15 protein-coding genes and 1 pseudogene are annotated in these 19,712 nt (G+C 66.7%); 8 read left to right on the forward strand and 8 right to left on the reverse strand.

All coding sequences use genetic code 11. The annotated features are described in order from the left end of the window. From J7J50_RS17405 to J7J50_RS17415, 3 genes are all read right to left on the reverse strand, one after another. On the reverse strand, positions 1-245 hold a 245-nt coding region (locus J7J50_RS17405), incomplete at its 3' end, for a hypothetical protein (protein ID WP_215097524.1). Positions 246-326: 81 nt separating this feature from the next. Beyond that, the gene (locus J7J50_RS17410; RefSeq protein WP_215059091.1) at positions 327-878 is read right to left on the reverse strand and encodes a phosphatase PAP2 family protein; all 552 of its coding nucleotides are present in this window, start codon (positions 876-878) and stop codon (positions 327-329) included. After that, a complete protein-coding gene (locus J7J50_RS17415) occupies positions 875-2,065 on the reverse strand; it encodes a glycosyltransferase family 1 protein (protein ID WP_215059088.1) in 1,191 nt (396 codons plus the stop codon). The genes J7J50_RS17410 and J7J50_RS17415 overlap by 4 nt, the downstream gene beginning before the upstream one ends. Positions 2,066-2,301: 236 nt before the next feature. Here J7J50_RS17415 and J7J50_RS17420 point away from each other — a divergent pair, with 236 nt between their 5' ends. The 6 genes from J7J50_RS17420 to J7J50_RS17445 all read left to right on the forward strand — a co-directional run bounded on the left by J7J50_RS17420 (position 2,302) and on the right by J7J50_RS17445 (position 10,465). Further along, positions 2,302-3,822: a glucan biosynthesis protein G gene (locus J7J50_RS17420; protein WP_215059086.1), complete on the forward strand. Its 1,521-nt coding sequence runs from the start codon at positions 2,302-2,304 to the stop codon at positions 3,820-3,822. Continuing rightward, a complete protein-coding gene (gene mdoH, locus J7J50_RS17425) occupies positions 3,819-5,738 on the forward strand; it encodes a glucans biosynthesis glucosyltransferase MdoH (protein ID WP_215059084.1) in 1,920 nt (639 codons plus the stop codon). The genes J7J50_RS17420 and mdoH overlap by 4 nt, the downstream gene beginning before the upstream one ends. A gap of 76 nt (positions 5,739-5,814) precedes the next feature. After that, entirely contained in the window at positions 5,815-5,973 is a 159-nt protein-coding gene (locus J7J50_RS17430) for a hypothetical protein (protein WP_215059082.1), read from the forward strand. A 193-nt stretch (positions 5,974-6,166) separates the two neighbouring features. Next, positions 6,167-6,847, forward strand: a complete 681-nt coding sequence (locus J7J50_RS17435; protein ID WP_215059080.1) for a hypothetical protein — start codon at positions 6,167-6,169, stop codon at positions 6,845-6,847. A gap of 30 nt (positions 6,848-6,877) precedes the next feature. Further along, positions 6,878-8,638 carry a peptidoglycan-binding domain-containing protein gene (locus tag J7J50_RS17440; protein ID WP_215059078.1) on the forward strand — a complete coding sequence of 587 codons (1,761 nt, stop codon included), beginning with the start codon at positions 6,878-6,880 and terminating at the stop codon, positions 8,636-8,638. A 111-nt stretch (positions 8,639-8,749) separates the two neighbouring features. Beyond that, positions 8,750-10,465 carry an AMP-binding protein gene (locus J7J50_RS17445; protein WP_215059076.1) on the forward strand — a complete coding sequence of 572 codons (1,716 nt, stop codon included), beginning with the start codon at positions 8,750-8,752 and terminating at the stop codon, positions 10,463-10,465. Positions 10,466-10,487: 22 nt separating this feature from the next. Here J7J50_RS17445 and ppx read toward each other — a convergent pair whose 3' ends face one another. The 5 genes and pseudogenes from ppx to J7J50_RS17470 all read right to left on the reverse strand — a co-directional run bounded on the left by ppx (position 10,488) and on the right by J7J50_RS17470 (position 18,430). Continuing rightward, positions 10,488-12,017 carry an exopolyphosphatase gene (gene ppx / locus J7J50_RS17450; RefSeq protein ID WP_215059074.1) on the reverse strand — a complete coding sequence of 510 codons (1,530 nt, stop codon included), beginning with the start codon at positions 12,015-12,017 and terminating at the stop codon, positions 10,488-10,490. Positions 12,018-12,032: 15 nt separating this feature from the next. Further along, the gene (ppk1, locus tag J7J50_RS17455; protein ID WP_215059073.1) at positions 12,033-14,117 is read right to left on the reverse strand and encodes a polyphosphate kinase 1; all 2,085 of its coding nucleotides are present in this window, start codon (positions 14,115-14,117) and stop codon (positions 12,033-12,035) included. A 126-nt stretch (positions 14,118-14,243) separates the two neighbouring features. Next, a pseudogene (phoR, locus tag J7J50_RS17460) lies at positions 14,244-15,554 on the reverse strand (phosphate regulon sensor histidine kinase PhoR); the annotation flags it as partial. A 9-nt stretch (positions 15,555-15,563) separates the two neighbouring features. Then, positions 15,564-16,271, reverse strand: a complete 708-nt coding sequence (gene phoB / locus J7J50_RS17465) for a phosphate regulon transcriptional regulator PhoB (protein WP_057942314.1) — start codon at positions 16,269-16,271, stop codon at positions 15,564-15,566. 530 nt (positions 16,272-16,801) lie between these two features. Further along, positions 16,802-18,430 carry a M48 family metalloprotease gene (locus J7J50_RS17470; protein ID WP_343222538.1) on the reverse strand — a complete coding sequence of 543 codons (1,629 nt, stop codon included), beginning with the start codon at positions 18,428-18,430 and terminating at the stop codon, positions 16,802-16,804. A 372-nt stretch (positions 18,431-18,802) separates the two neighbouring features. On the opposite strand from J7J50_RS17470, the gene grxC reads away from it, so the two are divergent. Together grxC and J7J50_RS17480 are read left to right on the forward strand one after the other, a co-directional pair. Next, positions 18,803-19,084 (forward strand): glutaredoxin 3, encoded by a 282-nt coding sequence (gene grxC, locus J7J50_RS17475; protein ID WP_215059069.1) that lies wholly within the window; start codon positions 18,803-18,805, stop codon positions 19,082-19,084. After that, entirely contained in the window at positions 19,081-19,482 is a 402-nt protein-coding gene (locus J7J50_RS17480; RefSeq protein WP_057942316.1) for a carboxymuconolactone decarboxylase family protein, read from the forward strand. Before grxC ends, J7J50_RS17480 begins: the two co-directional genes overlap by 4 nt. Positions 19,483-19,712 lie beyond the last annotated feature (230 nt).

Consider the following 19,712-nt stretch of genomic DNA (forward strand, 5'->3'; position numbering starts at 1 on the left):
TCTCGCGAGTTACTAGCGGCGCCTAGCAACGACAACAACAAAAGCAAAACCGAAGCCGAAGCCGAAGCCGAGGCACGACACAGCAAAGCGAAGCCGAGGCAAAGCAAAATCTCGGCAACGGCAACGGCAACGGCAACGGCAACGGCAACGGCAACGGCAACGGCAACGGCAACGGCAACGGCAACGGCAGTGCGAGGGCGCGGCGCCCGCAAAACAGGCAAACGCACACGCAGAAGCAGCGGCAAGATCGCCGCTGCTTCTGCAAATTCAAGTGTTATTTCCCGCCGAAGCCAATCGAAATGTGGCGCCTGCCCAGCCAGCAACCCTCAGCCGAACAACGACACGCCCGGCACCAGCCACAACGAAAATCCGGCCAAGGTAGAGCCGATCACCGTAGCCGCCACGACATCGCTCGGGTAATGCAAGCCAAGCACCACCCGCGACGCCGCGATGCTCGCGGTGAACGGAATCAACAGCCACGCCAGCACCGGGTAATGCGCCATCGCCACCAGACTGAAAGCCACCGCGTGCAAGGTGTGCCCCGAGGGAAAACTGAACTCGTCCAGCGGCGCGACCCAGGCGTGGATGCGTTGATCGGAGGCGAACGGACGCGGGCGCCGCGTCCAGCGCTTGAGCAGCTTGTACAACGCCAACGCGATCACCCCGGTCGCCGCCAGATGCGCGGAGGCGCGCAGGCCGTCGTAACCGTCCACGAGGATCAACGCCGCCATCAGCGCATACCAGAACACGCCGTCGCCCAAGCGGCTGACCGCGGCGAAGTAAGCGCGCGAGCTGCTGCGTTCGCCAAGACGATTGGCGCGCAGGCACCAACCCGATTCGCCGGCGATCAGACGTTTGCGCAAAGGCAACCGGTTCATAAGACCTCCTGCTTGGGTTTGGTTTCGTCGTTCAATCGTCGCAACGCGCCGCGGCCAGTCGCATTGCGCTCGGCCAGACCGTGGAGCAGGGCATCGAAATCGGCCGCGACCTGTTGCGGGCGCAGGCCGCTGATCGCTTCGCGGCCTGCGCGGGACATTCCCGCGCGCAAGGCGTCCTGGCTGCCGATGCGCGCCGCCGCGCGGATGAAACCGGCGTCGTCGCCGTCGGCGATCGCCGCGCCGTGCAGGCCGTCGCGCAGGTGCTCGTGCGCGGCGCCGTAGTCGAAGGCCACCGTCGGCACGCCGCTGGCCATCGCTTCCAGGGTCACGTTGCCGAAGGTTTCGCTGTGGCTGGGAAACAGGAACATATCGCCGCTGGCGAAATGCTCGGCCAGCACTTCGCCGCGTTTGAGTCCGCAGAAAATGAAGTCGGGATTGTCGCGCTGCAGTTTTTCCCGCGCCGGGCCGTCGCCGACCCAGACGAAGCGTGCCTGCGGGCGCTGCTGCTGCAAGGCGCGGAACGCGCGCACGGCCAGGTCGAGATTTTTTTCCGGCGCGATCCGGCCGACATAGATCGCGGCGAAACCATCGTCGTCCAGGCCCCATTCGCGGCGCAGCGCGGCGTTGCGGCGGCGCGGGTCGAACAGTTCGGTATCGACCGCGCGCGGCAGCCGCACCACGTCTTCGAAGCCGCGCGCGCGCAGGAACTCGGCCAGCTCGCGAGTCGGCACCAGGGTCGCGTCGGCGCCGTTGTGGAAGCGGCGCATCCACGCCAGCGCGGTGCCGACCAGGAACGGCGCGCCGTAGTCGCGCATGTATTCGTCGAAGCGGGTGTGGAAGCCGGTCGCGGCGGGAATGCCCAGGCGCCGCGCCGCTTTCAAGGCCGAGCCGCCCAGCGGGCCTTCGGTGGCGACGTAGATGGCGTCGGGGGTGTCGCGCGTCCAGGCCTGGATCAGGCGGCCGGCGCAGGGCAGGCCGAAGCGCAGGCCGGGGTAGCGCGGCAGCGGCAGGCCGCGCACCAGCAATTCGTGAGCCTCGCCGTCGCCGCCGCCGTCGGCGTCCTGGCGCGGACGGACCAGATCGACCTGATGACCGCGGGCGCGCAGACCCCGCTCCAGACCTTGCACGGTCAGGGCGACGCCGTTGATTTCCGGCGGGTAGGTCTCGGTGACGATCGCGTAGCGCATTGCGCGGCTCCGGGTTTGAGCAATCCTGGGCGCGCGCCATGTCCTGGCGGTTGCGGCGGGATGACGCGCGGATGACCGCGGCCTGGGTAACCGTTTTCATTCGATCCGGTCACGCAATCGCGGCGAAAACCGCCTGATCGGCGCCGAGTCAATAGCGCCGCGGGCAGCGCATATTCCGGAGTGTTAACAAGCCGATCCCTACAATCGCCCGGTTTATCCAATCCGAAGGTGCGCGCTTGCAGCGACGCGAAGTACTCAAGGCGGGGCTCAGCCTGCCGTTGGCCGGTCTGGCCGGCGGCGGTCTGGGATCGGTCTGGGCGGCGACCGGACCGGGGCAGGCGTTCGCCGCCGACACCGTGCCGGCGCTGGCGCGCGCGCTGGCGGCCAGGCCTTATCGGCCAGCCGACGCGGATCTGCCGCAGGCGCTGGCGCGGATCAAGTACGACACCTGGCGCGATATCCGCTTCGACCCGGCGCAGGCGCTGTGGAAGTCGGAGCGGCTGCCGTTCCAGCTGCAGTTCTTCCACCGCGCGTTCTTGTTCAAGCAGCGCGTGGACATGCACGTGGTGCGCGGCGGCGTCGCCGTGCCGGTGGTGTATACGCCGAAGATGTTCAGCTTCGGCCAGGCGCCCAGGCCGGCGCAGGACGATCTGGGCTTCGCCGGTTTCCGCGTGCATGCGCCGATCAATCGCGCGGATTATTTCGACGAAATCTGCGCGTTCCTGGGCGCGAGCTATTTCCGCGCGGTTGCCAAGAACCTGCTGTACGGCCTGTCCGCGCGCGCGCTGGCGCTGAACACCGGCGCCGGCGACAACGAAGAGTTTCCGGCCTTCACCGGGTTCTGGATCGAACAGCCGGCGTCGAGCGCGAAGCAGATCGTCGTGCACGCGCTGCTGGACAGCCCGAGCGTGGCCGGCGCGCTGCGCTTCGTCATCACGCCCGGCGTCGAAACCGTGTTCGATACGCAACTGCGTCTGTATCCGCGCGTGGCCTTGAGCCGCGTGGGCATCGCGCCGCTGACCAGCATGTATCACTTCGATGCGACCGATCGCGTCGGCATCGACGACTTCCGCCCGGCCGTGCACGATTCCGACGGCCTGGCGATGCACAACGGCGCCGGCGAACAGATCTGGCGGCCGCTGCACAACCCGCCCAGCCTGCAGGAAAGCGCGTTCCAGGATCGCCGCCCGCGCGCGTTCGGACTGATGCAGCGCAAGCGCGCGTTCGCCGATTACGCCGACAGCGAGGCGCATTACGAGCGCCGTCCGAGCGCCTGGGTGGAGCCGGTAGGCGACTGGGGCGAAGGCGCGGTGCACCTGATCGAGATCCCGACCAAGGACGAATACCAGGACAACATCGTCGCTTTCTGGCGCCCGCGCGCGCCGCTCGCGGGCGGGCGCGAGCATCGCTACGACTATCGTCTGCACTGGTGCGCCAAACATGCCTGGACGCCGTCGCTGGCGACGGTCGCGCGCACCCGCATCGGCGCCGGCGGCAACGGCGCGCGGTTGGTGGTGATCGACCTGGAAGGCGGCGGCCTGTCCAAACTGGCCGCCGACGCCGCGCCGCGCGCGGTGGTGTGGGCGTCGGCGGGCCGAATCGCCAACGCCGTCGCGCATGCCAACCCCGGCACCGGCGGATGGCGCGTATCGTTCGAACTGCAACCCGGGGATGCGCGCACGATCGAATTGCGCGCGGTGCTGGAAGACGGCGCCGGTCCCCTTTCCGAAACCTGGCTTTATCGTTGGACTGCATGAACGCAACTGTCACTCCCCCGAAACGACCGGCCTCCGTACCCTACGAGGCGCTGCCCCCGGAATCGCCGATGACGATGCCGGTGCAATCGCTGCGCGTGGGCGAGCGTCCGAAAGGCCGCCTGCCCAGCGCGCCCAACGCCATGGCCTGGCGCCGCCTGTACGTGATCGGCGGCGCCGCGGTGCTGACCCTGGTCGCGGCGTACCACATCCTGCGCGTGCTCTACGTCGGCGGCCTGAGCCTGCTCGAAGCGTTGCTGCTGATGTTGTTCGTGCCCTTGTTCGCCTGGATCGCGCTGGCCTTCGCCAGTTCCTTCGCCGGCTTCATCCTGATCCTGTCGCGGCGGCGCTGGCGCTTCGGCCTCAGGCAGGGCGGCGAATTGCCGGAACTGCACGAGCGCACCGCGCTGCTGATGCCGACCTACAACGAAGATCCCGAGCGCTTGATGGCGGGCTTGCAGGCGATCTACGAATCCGTCGCCGCCACCGGCCAGCTCGACCGTTTCGATTTCTTCATCCTCAGCGACACCACCAAGGAACCGGTGCGCCAGGCCGAAATCCGCGCGTTCAACGCCTTGCGCGAGCGCACCGGCGGCCACGACCGCATCTTCTACCGGCGCCGCAAGAACAACGCCGAACGCAAGGCCGGCAATATTTCCGAATGGGTGCGCCGCTTCGGTTCGGCCTATCCGCACATGCTGATCCTGGACGCCGACAGCCTGATGACCGGCGAGGTCATCGTGAAGCTGTCCGGCGCGATGGAGCGCAACGCCGATGTCGGCCTGATCCAGACCCTGCCGATGATCGTCAACGGCCAGACCTTGTTCGCGCGCATGCAGCAGTTCGCCGGGCGCGTGTACGGCCCGGTGATCGCCTACGGCATCGCCTGGTGGCACGGGGCGGAGAGCAACTACTGGGGCCACAACGCGATCATCCGCACCCAGGCCTTCGCCGATCACGCCGGCCTGCCGGAACTGCGCGGCTACAAGCCCTTCGGCGGCACCGTGCTGAGCCACGATTTCGTCGAGGCCGCGTTCATGCGCCGCGGCGGCTGGGCCCTGCACATGGTGCCGGGACTGGTCGGCAGCTTCGAGGAAGGCCCGCCGTCGCTGACCGACATGCTGGTGCGCGACCGTCGCTGGTGCCAGGGCAATCTGCAGCACGGCGCGGTGGTTTCGGCCAAGGGCCTGCACTGGATCAGCCGCATGCACATGGCCATGGGCATCGGCCATTACTTCACCGCGCCGATGTGGGCGATGCTGATGCTGGTCGGCCTGATCATTCCGCTGGACCGGGTCGATTACTTCAAGTGGCAGAGCATCCGCCTGCCGGGTTTCTCGCCCAGCGCGTACTGGCGCGACCAGGACCCCGACCGCGTGCTGTGGGTGTTCGTGGCGACCATGGCGGTGCTGCTGGCGCCGAAATTCATGGCCTTCCTGGCGATGCTGACCGACCGCGAGACCCGTCGCGGCTGCGGCGGCGCGATCCGCGCCTTCGTCAGCATGATCTTCGAAACCCTGTTGGCGGCGTTGATGGCGCCGATCACCATGTACGTGCAATCGCGCGGCGTGGCCGAAGTGCTGGCCGGCAGGGACTCGGGCTGGGAATCGCAGCGCCGCGACGACGGCAGCCTGCCGCTGTCGGGCCTGATCCGCAGTTACGGTGGCCTGACCTTGTTCGGATTGATGATCGGCGCGATGGCCTACGTGATCTCGCCGCCGCTGGCGGCGTGGATGTCGCCGGTGATCATCGGCCTGGTCATCTCGATCCCCGTGGTCGCCTTCACCTCGGCCAAGGCCCCGGGCCAATGGCTGCGCAGGATCGGCATCTTCCGCATTCCGGAAGAAATCACCCCGCCGCCGGTGCTGGTGCGGGCGAAGCAGTTGCGGATCGAGGCGGCGCAGCGGTCTTCGAGTTGAGGCAGTGGCGTCGCCGTATGGGCGGCGTCGAATTACGAATGCCGGCGAGTCGGGCGGATACGCTTTCGCCAGGACCATGCTCGAATTGTTGCGTGACCGTGTGTTGCGCCGCGCATTGCCGCGCGAGTCTGATCCGGAAAGTTTTGCTTGGCATGCCGAAAATACCGGCCTCATCTGCTTGAGACACGATGTGCTTTCAGTGCTTGGAATTCGCGTCATCGATATTGACGCTTGAACAAAGCGGCTAACGGTAAGTGATTTGCAAGCATCTTTTCTCATGAAGAAATCGGCATCTTCCTGATCGAAGCTGTCGTCGCCACTTGACGATGCGACTCGCGACGCAGAATCATCGGGCAACGGTTGGCCGTTGATGGGTCCAACTCGCACGGGTGTGATACGCGGTGGAATCAGCGAGACAGGGAGCGTCGATGAGCAATGCCGACCGAACGCGCTGGCCGAGCGAAGGCCGTATCGAATGGGCTCGCGATGCTGCGTTGTTGCGGGATCTCGCGATCAGCAACGAGCGGATCAGACGTGAACTTGGGCCGCCGTCGCCGGACGATTTACAGGTGCAGGCAAAGCGCAGGCCGGCAAGAGCGCGTTCGACTTCGAGCTTGGATCACGGATTAAAGGAGAACGACACCATGAGGCTGCGCGATGTTGCCGCCATAGCCGTGATGACGACCGGACTGAGCGGCTGCGAAGCCTCTCCACCGGCGGCCCAACCTCAACCGGCCGCGTCCGCGTCGGAGCGAGTGGAAAAGATCGGATCGCTCGGGTCGCAATACAAGCAGGGCATGGCCTATGGGCCTTTCCGGAAATTGCTGGTGGCCGACGGCTGGAAGCCAGACGCGAATCTGGACGAGTGCCTGCTGTTGACGGTTGGAGACGACTACAAAAAAACTTGCGAAACCCCGGCTACATCCGGCGCCTGCGACACCTGCAAGGAGTTCAGGGAAATCGAAGCCTGCACCGATGATGGCTATTGCTATATGACCTTCTCCGGTCATGGCGCCAAATTGAACATCAAAGCCTACGGAGACATCCTGAGATTGAGCAAGGACGGGTCCGAGCCGATTGTCCAAGAGTGGAAACTGACAGCCGAATAGTTTTCGCGGTGGCCACAAGGAGGTGCGTTAATGACGAATGTATTGGGCGATCTGATCAGCAAGGGAGAGGGCGACTACAACTCCTACAACAAGGGCACGGCGAGAGGGCGGATCGTCGGCGCGGATCAGCCGATCGATCTGGGACAGATGACGATAGCGGAGATCATGCGCAGGCAATCGCTTGCGCCCGGGGATCCGGACAGGTTGTTCGCGGTCGGGAAGTATCAGGTCATCCCCGATACCATGCGCACGACGATCAGAGAGTTGGGCGTGGACCCCGCGGAAAAATACACGCCGGAAAATCAAGAAAAAATGTTCGCGGATCACCTGATCAAGGTCAAGCGCCCGAACATCTACAAGTACATAGCCGGCGAGCAGGGCGCTACGCTGCGCGGGGCGCAAAAGGCGGCCTGCCTGGAATGGGCGAGCGTGGAAGACCCCGACAATCCGGGGCATGCATACGCGCTCTATGAAAGGCATGGCAATGCGATGCACACAACCGCTGCCCAAGTCGCTGTGGCATTGGATGCGATGCGGGAGCAATACAAAGCCAGCATCGAAAAGGGCATGTCGCCTGATGCGGCCTGGCAGCACGTTGCAGTCGGCGAAGCCTCCGCGACGCAATGGAAGGGGATTCCCTATGCGATTTCCGATCCTCGCCCTCTCGGTCTGGGCGATCGCAACAACGATGTTCGTGCGTTGCAAGAACATCTGAATCGGCTGGGCGTCACCGATGCGCAGGGGCGCGTCATTGACGCCGATGCCCAGTACGGTCGAAACACCCATGACGCGGTCGCCGCCTTTCAGCGTCAACACGGGATATTGCCTTCGGGTATCGCCGATGCGGCAACTCTCATTGCCGTACAGGTTAGCGTTAACGTCGCCGGCCCGTTTCATGAGATGCAAACATTCCAACCGCCTGGCGCGCGCAACGATTGGATGCAGACCGACGATCACGGTCTTCCGAACTATCTGCGTGGGGCTGGGGTTCCTCTGCATGAGCGCCACACACGGGAAGCGAGCGCAGACGGCGTACTGAAAATAGGCGAGCGCGGTCCCGAGGTGGCGAAGCTTCAAGAGAGCCTGATCCAGCTGGGCATCAACGACCACGTCAAGATCCCAATCAAGCCGGACGGCGTATTCGGACCCGATACGCAGCGTGCGGTGCAGGCATTTCAGCTGTGGCATGGAACAGAGCAAGTCGATGGCATCGCCGATCGGCAGACCTTGATAGCGATCAATACGCAGGCCGGGCTGGCGTTGATCCAGCGCGCGACGGATCAGCTCCAGGACCTTCCGACGCGGGACTTCGCCGCCAACGTCAATCTCGGTGCGAAGATCGATCCTCAGGCTGGGGCTGATGCTCGTGGACCGGATGGGATATCGAATGCGGCAACGCCTGCGCTTTCCGAGCCGGCTCCGGTGACTGAGCCGGCGCAACGTGAATCCGCTTCGGACGTGTCGCAATTATCGAGCGAAGACCTGGCGATGTTCGCGAAGATCCGAGCGGGCGCAGCGGGGGCCGTGTCCGATGAGACCGTGGCGTGGGCGATGCTGGCCGCCAAGCGCAACGGTATTCCCGACGCGGATCGTGTGGGACCGATCGGGGTCGCCGACGGGATGTTGTGGGTCGGCGGTACCGTTCCGGGCTATCACACCGGCGTGTCGGCTACCCAGCCGCCTCCGGCGATGCAGGACACCTTGCGGGAAACGCAGGCGTTCAACCGACAGCGCGATCAGCAAGCGACACAGCGTTCACCGGACGATCCCAGCCAAGGGCCACGCATGTAACGATTGCTGGGTGTAGTTCAGGTGATCCGCTTGCGCCTTTGGCACAGCGGTTCTTGAGCTGAGTCACGAATCCGAAGACGCAACGACGATGGGCACGGATATCCTTGCGCTATGAGCCATGACCTCCCCACCGCACCCGACCCCGCACTAAGCCATGTCGTCGGCGCCACCGCGCCGCCGCTGTTGGAGGAAACCATCGGCGCGATGCTCGCGCGGGTGGCGGCGACCTGGCCCGAGCGCGAGGCGCTGGTGGTGCCGCCGCAGGGCGTGCGCCTGAGTTGGAGTGCGTTCGATGCGGCGGTCAGCCGGTTGGCCGCGGGGTTGCTCAAGCTCGGGCTGGCGCCGGGCGATCGTATCGGCGTGTGGTCGCTCAACCGCGCGGAGTGGGTGTTGCTGCAGTTCGCCAGCGCGCGTGTCGGCTTGATCCTGGTCAATATCAATCCGGCCTATCGCACCCATGAGCTGGAATACGCCTTGAATCTGGTCGCGTGCCGGGCGCTGGCGATCGTGCCTTCGTTCAAGACCTCGCACTATCTGCAGATGCTGCGCGAACTGGCGCCGGAGTTGGACGCGCATCCGCCCGGTCTGTTGCGGTCGCGGCGGTTGCCGGACCTGCGCCACGTGCTGTCGATGGGGCCGGGCGAGCCGCCCGCGGGCACGCATGCGTTCGATGCGGTCGCGGCTTGCGACGATGCCGATGCGCATGCGCGGCTGCGCGAAGTGGCGGCGCTGTTGTCGCCGGACGACGCGGTCAATATCCAGTTCACCTCCGGCACCACCGGCGCGCCGAAGGGCGCGACGCTGACGCATCGCAACATCGTCAACAACGGTTTCTTCGTCGGCGAGGCAATGCGTTTGAGCGAGCACGACCGGCTGTGCATTCCGGTGCCGTTCTATCACTGCTTCGGCATGGTCCTGGGCAACATGGCCTGCGTCACCCACGGTGCGTGCATGGTGATTCCCGGCGAAGGTTTCGACCCGCTGGTCGCCTTGCGCACCGTCGCCGAAGAGCGCTGCACCGGTCTGCACGGCGTGCCGACGATGTTCATCGGCGAGCTGGAGCATCCGCGATTCGGCGAGTTCGATCTGTCGAGCCTGCGTACCGGGATCATGGCCGGTTCGAACTGCCCGATCGAGGTGATGAAGCAGGTGGTCGAGCGTATGCACATGCAGCAGGTCACCATCGCCTACGGCATGACCGAGACCAGTCCGGTCAGTTTCCAGACCGTGCCCGCCGATCCGCTGGCGCGGCGCGTGGATTCGGTCGGGCGCGTGCATCCGCATGTCGAAGTGCGCATCGTCGACGAACACGGCGCCACCGTGCCGCGCGGCGAAATCGGCGAACTGCTCACGCGCGGCTATTCGGTGATGCAAGGCTATTGGGGCGATCCCAAGCGCAGCGCCGAAGCCATCGACGCCGAGGGCTGGATGCACACCGGCGACCAGGCCGTCATCGACGCGGACGGTTATGCCCACATCGTCGGGCGCCTGAAAGACATGCTGATCCGCGGCGGCGAGAACGTGTATCCGCGTGAGATCGAGGAATTCCTCTACGCCCATCCGGCGATCGCCGACGTGCAGGTGTTCGGCGTGCCCGACGCGAAGTTCGGCGAGGAAGTGTGCGCATGGATACGTCTGGCCGAAGGCGCGAGTTTGGATGCCGAGGCCGTGCGCGCGTTCTGCCAGGGCCGCATCGCCCAGTACAAGATTCCGCGCTATATCGAGTTCGTCGATAGCCTGCCGATGACGATCAGCGGCAAGCCGCAGAAGTTCCTGATGCGCGAGCGGATGGCCGAGCGCCTGGCGGCGGCCGCGGGCGACGGCTGAGCGCCGCCGCGTCCTCGCGGCCTCAAGCCGCCAGCAGCCTCAATACGATGCCCAGCCCCGCCATATCCTGCGGCTCGCCTTCCAGGTCGGCGCGCACCAGCGGCCGCGATTCCAGCCAGCGCTTGGACACGGTCAGGGTCAGCGTGTTGCCGTCGGCATGCGCGTCGAGCTGCGGGATCGGATCGGATTCGTGCGCGCGGTGCAGCAGTACCGCCAGGCGCAGCAGGGCCGAACTGCGCCGCACCGCGGCGAGCAGTCGGTCGGGCAGGGCGTCGAAGGCGTTCTTCGGAATGCCTCGGCGGTGCGTGCGCACCAGCGCGGCCAGGAACTGCTGTTGCTGGCGCGAGAAGCCGGAGATGTCCGAGTTCTCGATCACGTAGGAGCTGTGCACGTGGTACTGGCTGTGGGCGATCACCAGCCCCAGCTCGTGCAGGCGCGCGGCGCGGATCAGCATCAGGCGGTCGTCGGCGTCCAGGTTCCAGGCCTTGGCGACCTGGTCGAACAGACGCAGCATGGTCGCTTCCACGCGCGCGGATTGTTGTTCGTCGATGCCGTAGCGCTTGACCAGCGCCTTGACCGCCGCGTCGCGCGGATCGTCGGCGCCGCCGCGACCGAGCATGTCGTACAGCACGCCCTCGCGCATCGCCGCCTTGCTGATGGCCATGCGCTGCAGGCCCAGCACGTTGAAGGCGGCTTCCAGGATCAGGATGCCGCCGGCGATCACCGGCCGGCGGTCGGCGGACAGGCCGGGCAGGTCGATGGCCTCGATGCGGTCGGCCTGCAGCAGGCGGTCGCGCAGCAGCGGCAGGGCTTCGGCGGTGACCGCGCCCTTGGTCAGCTTCATCGCCGCGCAGATTTCGCCGATGGCCTTGTTGGTGCCCGACGATCCCAGCGCCTCCTGCCAGCCCAGCGCGCGGTAGGTGCCGGCGAATTGCTGGAACTCGGCCGAGACCTCGGTCAGCGCGTCGCGCCATTTCTTCTTGCTGAGCTTGCCGTTCTCGAAGAAGCGGCGGGTGGTGGCGATGCAGCCGACCTGCAGGCTTTCGCGCTCGATCGCCTCGAAGCCGCTGCCGATGATGCATTCGGTGGAACCGCCGCCGATGTCGATGACCATGCGCCGCTCGCCCGGCTTGGACGGCTGGGCGTGGGCGATGCCCAGGTAGATCAGGCGCGCTTCTTCGCGGCCGGACACGACTTCGATGGCATGGCCCAGCGCCGATTCGGCCGGCATCAGGAAGGCTTGCGGCGCGGCCAGGCGGCGCACGGTGTTGGTGGCGATCGCCCGCACGTGCTGCGGCGGTACGTCGCGGATGCGCTGGCCGAAGCGCGACAGGCAGTCCAGCGCGCGCTGGCGCACTTCCGGCGCCAGGCCGCCCTTGCGGTCCAGGCCTTCGGCCATGCGCACGGTCTCACGCAGGCGATCGACCGTGCGCAGCTGGCCCAGCACGTACCGCGCGACCACCATGTGGAAACTGTTCGAGCCCAGATCGACGGCGGCGAGCAGGTCGCCGTCCTGGAGCGGCAGGCGGGTGGTCGGGAAAATATTATTCATGCGCGGAAGTTTGGGTCATCCGCACAATTTGGCCAACAGCGTGGACTGTGCCGAGTGCGGCATCGCGCCTTCGGCCGGGGTCAGGCGCTGATAGTCGCCGTCGGCCCGCAGTTCCCAGGAATTGAGGTTGTCGGCCAGGTAGTTGGCCAGCGCTTCCTCGTAGACGCGCCCGCGCAGATCCGAATCCAGGATCGGAAAGCCGGTTTCCACGCGCCGCAGCAGGTTGCGTTCGAGCCAGTCGGCGCTGGAGCAGAACAGGTCCGGCGCGCCGTCGTTGGCGAACCAGTAGACGCGGTGGTGTTCGAGGAAGCGGCCGACGATCGAGCGCACCCGGATGTTCTCCGACACGCCTTCCACGCCCGGGCGCAGGGTGCAGGCGCCGCGCACGATCAGGTCGATGTGCACGCCGGCCTGCGAGGCCTGGTACAGCGCGCGGATCACCTGCGGCTCGTTGAGGGCGTTCATCTTGGCGACGATGCGCGCCGGCTTGCCGGCCCGCGCGTGCCTGGTTTCGCGGTCGATGCGCTTGAGCACGCCGGCATGCAGGGTGAACGGCGATTGCAGCAGGCACTTGAGCTTGAGCGACGGCGCCAGCCCGGACAGCTGCTGGAAGATCATGTGCACGTCGTTGCCGATATCCGGATCGGCGGTGATCAGGCCGAAGTCGGTGTAGGCGCGCGCGGTGCCGCTGTGGTAATTGCCGGTGCCCAGGTGAGTGTAGCGCTTGAGCTTGCGGCCTTCGCGCCGCACGATCAGCAGCATCTTGGCGTGGGTCTTGTAGCCCACCACGCCGTACACGACCTGCACGCCGGCTTCCTGCAGGCGGTCGGCGAGGCCCAGGTTGGCTTCCTCGTCGAAGCGCGCGCGCAGCTCGACCACCACGGTCACGTCCTTGCCGTTGCGCGCGGCCTGGACCAGTTGTTCGACGATCGGCGAATCCTTGCCGGCGCGATACAGGGTCTGCTTGATCGCGAGCACGTTCGGATCTTCGGCGGCCTGGCGGATCAGTTCCAGCACCGGCGCGAACGAATCGAAGGGGTGGTGCAGCAGCACGTCGCCGTCGGCGACGGTGTCGAACAGCGTCTCCACCCCGGGCAGCACGCGCTGCTGGTAGGGCGGGAATTTCAGCTCCGGGCGCTGCACCAGATCGTAAACCTGGATCACGCGATTGAGATTGACCGGGCCGTTGATGCGGTACACCGCGTTTTCGGGCAGGTCGAAATTCTCCAGCAGGGTGCGCACGATCGGCTTGGGGCACTGCTCGGCGATTTCCAGCCGCACCGCGCGCAGGTAGCCGCGGCCGATCAGCTCGTCGCGCAGCGCCAGGGCGATGTTGTCGACTTCTTCCTCGTCCACCAGCAATTCGGAATTGCGCGTGACGCGGAACTGGTACGCGCCCTTGACCTCCATGCCCGGGAACAGCTCATCGACGAACGCCGACAGCACCGAGGACAGGAACACGAAGTCGTGCTTGCCCCCGGAGACGTTCTCCGGCAACTGGATGATGCGCGGCAGCGAGCGCGGCGCGCGCACGATGGCCAGGTTGCCGGCGCGGCCGAACGCGTCCTTGCCCTTGAGCACGACGACGATGTTGAGCGATTTGTTGAGGATCTTCGGGAACGGATGCGCCGGGTCCAGGCCCAGCGGCGACAGCACCGGCATGATCTCGTCGCGGAAATACGCGCGCAGCCAGCGGGTCTGGCGCGCGTTCCAGGAGTTGCGGCCCAGCACGCGCACGCCCGAATCCTGCAGCGCCGGGCGCAGCACGTCGTTCCAGCATTCGTACTGCGCCTTGACCAGTTCGGCGGCGCGGTCGTGGATGCGCGAGAGCACCGTCTGCGGCGCCAGCCCGTCCGGGCCCGGCGCCAGGCCCAGGTCCTGCGCGTGGCGCAGGGTGCCGGCGCGGATTTCGAAGAATTCGTCCAGGTTGGTGCAGGAGATGCACAGGTACTTGAGCCGCTCCAACAGCGGCACCTGCGGGTCCTGGGCTTGCGCCAGCACGCGGAAATTGAAGTCCAGCTGCGACAGTTCGCGGTTGAAGTACAGCGAGCTGTCGCGCAGCGGATCGGTGTCGAGCGTGGTTTCCGTCATCGCATTCATGGCGCGGCTGCTTCGATCCTGTGCGGTCTGTTCAACGGGTCAATCGGAGGGATGCTGCAAGGTTTGCTGTAAATCCGCGTGATGCGCGGCGTCGGGGCCGGTATCGGCGAAGCCTTCGTTGTAGGCATCGCGGCGGCGGATGCGGTCCACGCCGAAGTGGCAGGCGAAGGTGCTGCCGCGGCCGACTTCGCTGGCGATCTCCAGCCGCGCGCCGTGCAGGTGCAGCACGTGCTTGACGATCGACAGGCCCAGGCCGGTGCCGCCGCTTTCGCGCGAACGGCTGGTGGAGACGCGATAGAAGCGCTCGGTGATGCGCGGCAGGTGCGCGGCCGGAATGCCGTAGCCGCTGTCCACCACTTCCAGCACCGCGCCGCGCGCGATGCCGGCGCTTTCCGGGCGGAAGCGGATGCGGATGGTGCCGCCGGCCGGGGTGTAGCGGATGGCGTTGCCGACCAGATTGGAGAACGCGCTGTGCAGTTCCTTGTTGGAACCGAACAGGTCCACGCCGGCCAGATCGTCCATGGCGATCTCGTGCCGGCCCTGGCTCAGCGCATTGGCTTCGCGCTTGAGCGTGGACAGCATCGAGGACATCGACACGGTTTCTTCCGCCGGCAGGCTGTCCTGCGATTCCAGGCGCGACAGCGTCAGCAGGTCTTCGACCAGTTGGGTCATGCGCTGCGACTGGCGCTGCATCTCGGCCAGCATCGGCGCCCAGTCCGGGTGTTCTTCCGGATCGAGCATGTCCAGGTAGCCGTGGACCACGGTCAGCGGCGTGCGCAGTTCGTGCGAGACGTTGGCGACGAAGTCGCGGCGCATCTGTTCGAGCTGCAGCAGGCGGCTGACGTCGCGCGCGACCAGCAGCCACAGGTTTTCCGAGTAGGGGATCAGGCGCAGGCTCAGGGTGATCGCCGGATTCCACGGCGACGCGGCTTCCAGCGGCTCGGCGTTGCGGCCCGAGGCCAGCCAGTGCGCCAACTGCAGTGGTTGCAGGCGATTGACCACCGGCGCGCCGATGTCGCGCGGGTAGCGCAGGCCCATCAATCCGGTCGCGGCTTCGTTGAACCACTGGATGCGCTGGCTGTTGCGTTCGACCACCACGATCGCGTCGGGCATGGCCGCGGCGGCGGCGCGGTAGGCGCGCAGCATTTCGATCAGGCGGCGCTTGCGCCCGCGCATTTCCGCCTGGCTGCGGTGCAGCAGGCGGTCGAGTTCGTTCCAGATGCCTTCGCCCAGCGGCGGGGTCAGGCGCTGGCGCGCGGTCAGCCGGATCAGCACCCGGCGCAGGCGCCAGTAATGCCACGCGACCACGCCGAGCGCGGCGGCGGTGACGATCGGCCACGGATAGCCGACCAGAACCCCGAGCACGGCCGCGCCGACCAGGATCAGGGCCAGCTGACCGAGGGTGCGGAACCAGGCGGAGCGTGCGCGGGGCGGCATACCCCCAGCTTACGCGGCGAGTGAGGCAGAAAAGCGATAGCCCGCGCCGCGCACGGTCTGGACCATGCCGTCGAGACGATGCGGCTCCAGCGTCTTGCGCAGGCGGCGGATGTGCACGTCCACGGTGCGCTCTTCGACATAGACGCTGCCGCCCCAGACGTGATCGAGCAACTGGGTGCGCGAGTACACGCGTTCGGGGTGGGTCATGAAGAAATGCAGCAGGCGGTATTCGGTCGGGCCGATCTGCACCGGCTGGTCGCCGCCTTCGCCCTGGGCGAACACGCGGTGGGCGGCGCCGTCGATGCGCAGCGGGCCGACGCCGACGCTGCCGTCTTCGTCGTCTTCGCGCGAGCGGCGCAGCACGGCGCGGATGCGCGCCAGCAGTTCGCGCGCCGAGAACGGCTTGACGACGTAGTCGTCGACGCCGGCTTCCAGGCCGCCGACGCGGTCGTTCTCTTCGCCGCGCGCGGTCAGCATGATGATCGGGATCTCGCGGGTCAGCGATTCCTTGCGCCAGCGTCGGGCCAGTTCCAGGCCGCTGGTGCCCGGGAGCATCCAGTCGAGCAGGATCAGGTCGGGGACGCGGTCGGCGATGGCGGCCTGGGCCTCGCGGGCATCGCCGGCGTGCACCGGATCGTATTCGCCCTTGCGCAGGGCGAAGGACACCATGTCGCGGATGGCGGGTTCGTCTTCGACTATCAGGATGCGCTTCTGCACACGGTCACCGGGGGAGGAGGCGGAAAGGGTTCGTCCTTGAAGCCGCGCCAGTACACTACCGTTTTGTGACTACTCCATGACATAGGGTGGGCGGCATTGTCGTTATTGCGATGTGGCGCCACTGTGCAAAGGTGTCCGTACGCCGCCAATGCTGACGGGCTTCCGCAGGGGTTGGGGGCGCTTTCGCCGTCGTTGGCTGCGTTATCGGCTCCGCGGGAGTTTGGCGGTCTGATGACATCGCGATGGCAGGGGTGGGCGCTCGGCGCTGGTGAGCGGGGCGTTGCCGGTTACTCGGGACTGAAATTTTGCCCGTTTTGAAAAAAGGGGCGGTGGTTGCGCGGGTTGAGGGCGGATTGGTGACAGTTGGGGGGCAAAGCAAATCCCCCCGCCCCCCTTTTTCAAAGGGGGAACCCGGTTAGGAGGGGGCGACGGCATGCGTAAATGCCTGCCCCCTTTGAAAAAGGGGGCTCGCGCCTTGCGATGCGTGGAGGTCCGGCCGACCCGGCGGCGCGGGGGATTTGCCCGAGGGCCTACTGCCGCTTGAGGTCTTCGTCCCGCACACCCTGCCGCTTGAGCTCAAGCACGGTCGGGGTGATCGCGGCGATGCGCGCCTCGATCCGGGCGCGGGCGTAGTAGTCCAGGTCGGGCTTGCGCTTGAGCGTATTCAGCTGGACCAGGGCCTGCTCCGGACGGCCGCGCAGGTAGGCGGCTTCGGCATAGGCCTCGCCGGCGCGGATCGAGTCGCCGGCGATCTCGCAGGCGCGGGCGAAGGTCTGCTGCAGCAGCGGATCGTCGCTGTACGGCCCGAACAGCGGCCGCAGGATCGCCTGGGCGCGCTGGCCCGCGGCCGGGGTGGCGCGATCGGTCAGCACCTTGGCGTAGGTCAGGGCGATGGCGCGGTTGTTGGGGGTCTGGCGCAGCAGGGCCTCGAAGCGCGCATCGGCGGCCGCGATCTTGCCGGCCTGGGCCTCGGCTTCGCCCAGGGCCAGGCTTAGCCACAGCTGGTCGGGGTGTTTCTGCAGCAGCTCGCTCAGGCTGGCGATCGCCGCGGCGGTCTGGTTGGAGCGCATCCGCGCCAGCGCCAGCCCGTAGCGCTTGGCGTCGCTGTCGCCGCCGAGTTTTTCGTACTCGCGCACCGCTTCGCGCGGCGAGTTGGCGCTCATCACCCGGACCCGCTCGCGGGCGTAGTCGAACACGCCGGTGCCGCCGGAGTTCAGCGCCTGATCGTTGAACTTCAGGCCGTTGGGCAACAGCGGGTTGTCGGTGCCGGCGGCGTTGGGCGGCAGGGTGAAGGGCGCCTTGGGAATGCGCTCGACCCGCACCGCGTTGGGCGTGGAGGTCACCGCGGTGACGCTGTTCTTGTTCGCCAGCTGCTCGGCGCGTTCCTTGGCCTCGCTGATGCGGGTGGTGGTGACCGGGTGGGTCATCAGGTAGTCCGGCGTTTCGCCGTACCAGTTGGCCGCGTTGCTGCGCGAGACCACCTGCATGCGCTGGAAGAAATCGGCCATGGCCGTGGTGTCGTAATTGCTGCGCGACAGGGTCTGGATGCCGATGCGGTCGGCTTCGGACTCGTTGGAGCGGGTGTAGTTGATCTGGCGCTGCTGCATCAGGCCCAGGCCGGAAGTGATCGCGGCCATGGTGGCGTCGTCGTTGGAATTGCTGCCGGCCGACTGGGCGGCGACGATCGCGCCCAGCATCGCCAGCAGGATCGGCAACTGATCGCGCTGCGCGCGCTCGACCCCGCGCAGCACGTGCTGCTGGGTGACGTGGGCGATTTCGTGCGAGATCACCGCGGCGACTTCGTCTTCCTTCTCCGCGGTGAGCACCAGCCCGGAGTTGACGCCGATGTAGCCGCCCAGGGTGGCGAAGGCGTTGATCTGGCGCTCGCGCAGCATGAAGAAGGTGAAAGGCTGGCGCGGCTTGTCGCTGTTGGCGGCCAGGCGCGTGCCCAGGGTGTCGAGCCAGCTGTCGATCAGCGGGTCTTCGAGCAGGTAATCGTAGTGGCGCAGCTGCGCCAGCATCATCGAGCCGTACTCGCGCTGCTTGGCCGGCGTCAGCAGTTCCGCGGCCGAGGACCCGATGTCCGGCAGTTTGTTTTCCTGCGCGCTCGCGCAGACGCTGGCGAGGGCGAAGGTGACAGCGGCGGTGAGCAGGGCGATGCGGCGCAAGCGGAATTCCTTGGGGCGAGCGAGCGGTGCGGAGCCGGCGGTGTCGCGGCCGGCTGCTTGAATCGAGGATCTGTACTAACGCATGAAACGGCGAAACGGGTGAACTGGACGCAGGCGACGGTGAACACGGGCGTGCGGCGCAGGCGTTGGCAGGATGCAGGCCGGCGCGGTCGATGGCGTGAACATGCCGTTAATCCCGCCCCCAGGTCTGCCCCGGGCCGCCTGCCGGCCCTGTTCCGCGCACCCGACGCCGGCGTATTGCGCGGCAACGGACTGCGTTCCACCCACGCGCTTTAAACTGCCCGGCCGCGCGCCCATATTCGACCGCGAATCCACCCGTAAGTTTCCGGCAGGAGAACCGTTTTGAGCGACACCGCCCCCCAACCGCCGTCGATCGTGATCTATACCACCGCGATCTGCCCGTATTGCGTCGCCGCGAAGAATTTCCTCAAGAGCAAGGGCCAGACCTGGAGCGAGGTGCGCATCGATCTGGACCCGGCCGAGCGCGAGAAAATGGTCGCCACGACCAAGCGCACCAGCGTCCCGCAGATCTTCATCGGCGATACCCATGTCGGCGGCTATGACGACATGATGGCGCTGCATCGCGCGGGCGGATTGGAACCCTTGCTGGCAGGCACGGCATGAGCGGCGCCGAGGACAGCGGCGAAAAAGACCGCGTCGCCGAGTTCACCGCGTTCCGCAAGCGCATGAACGAACGCATCCTGGCCGAGCCGAACCAGGTCGTGCGCCGCTTCTTCGCGCTCGACACGCAGACTTACCAGGCCGGCGCGCTGGACGTGAAGACCAAGGAGTTGCTCGGCCTGGTCGCCTCGATGGTGCTGCGCTGCGACGACTGCATCAGCTACCACGTCGCCCAGTGCAAGGAGGCCGGGGTCAATCGCGACGAAATGTTCGAAGCGTTTTCGGTGGGATTGGTGGTCGGTGGTTCGATCGTGATCCCGCACATGCGCCGCGCGGTGGACTTCCTCGACAAGCTGGAACAGGGCGAGGCGGCCGCGCCGGCCGGACACGATCACGGCTGAACGGCTTTCCGCGGTCGCGGCGCAAGCCGCGACCGCGCACCTCACGGCCGACCTGGGCGGCAGGCAGCGTCTGCCGGGCTGATGGCCGCCCGAACCTGTCCGGATCGCACCCGCGGCTGCGCCGAATCGGGCCGATCGGGCGCCGGTGAGGCTGGTTCAGTACGTCTGCGCATGCAGGGGGGAGCCGCTTCCGGCATAATTAGGGGGCTAACGCTCACATTTTTGCGCGC

Source organism: Lysobacter sp. ISL-50 (assembly GCF_018612875.1).
GTDB lineage: Bacteria > Pseudomonadota > Gammaproteobacteria > Xanthomonadales > Xanthomonadaceae > Lysobacter.

What these genes read in the sequence shown, in the direction of transcription:
- J7J50_RS17410 (WP_215059091.1), bottom strand. Translation starts at nt 878, where the DNA reads ATGAACCGGTTGCCTTTGCGCAAACGTCTGATCGCCGGCGAATCGGGT.
- J7J50_RS17415 (WP_215059088.1), bottom strand. Translation starts at nt 2,065, where the DNA reads ATGCGCTACGCGATCGTCACCGAGACCTACCCGCCGGAAATCAACGGC.
- mdoH (WP_215059084.1), top strand. Translation starts at nt 3,819, where the DNA reads ATGAACGCAACTGTCACTCCCCCGAAACGACCGGCCTCCGTACCCTAC.
- J7J50_RS17430 (WP_215059082.1), top strand. Translation starts at nt 5,815, where the DNA reads ATGCTCGAATTGTTGCGTGACCGTGTGTTGCGCCGCGCATTGCCGCGC.
- J7J50_RS17435 (WP_215059080.1), top strand. Translation starts at nt 6,167, where the DNA reads ATGAGCAATGCCGACCGAACGCGCTGGCCGAGCGAAGGCCGTATCGAA.
- J7J50_RS17440 (WP_215059078.1), top strand. Translation starts at nt 6,878, where the DNA reads ATGACGAATGTATTGGGCGATCTGATCAGCAAGGGAGAGGGCGACTAC.
- J7J50_RS17445 (WP_215059076.1), top strand. Translation starts at nt 8,750, where the DNA reads ATGAGCCATGACCTCCCCACCGCACCCGACCCCGCACTAAGCCATGTC.
- ppx (WP_215059074.1), bottom strand. Translation starts at nt 12,017, where the DNA reads ATGAATAATATTTTCCCGACCACCCGCCTGCCGCTCCAGGACGGCGAC.
- ppk1 (WP_215059073.1), bottom strand. Translation starts at nt 14,117, where the DNA reads ATGAATGCGATGACGGAAACCACGCTCGACACCGATCCGCTGCGCGAC.
- J7J50_RS17480 (WP_057942316.1), top strand. Translation starts at nt 19,081, where the DNA reads ATGAGCGGCGCCGAGGACAGCGGCGAAAAAGACCGCGTCGCCGAGTTC.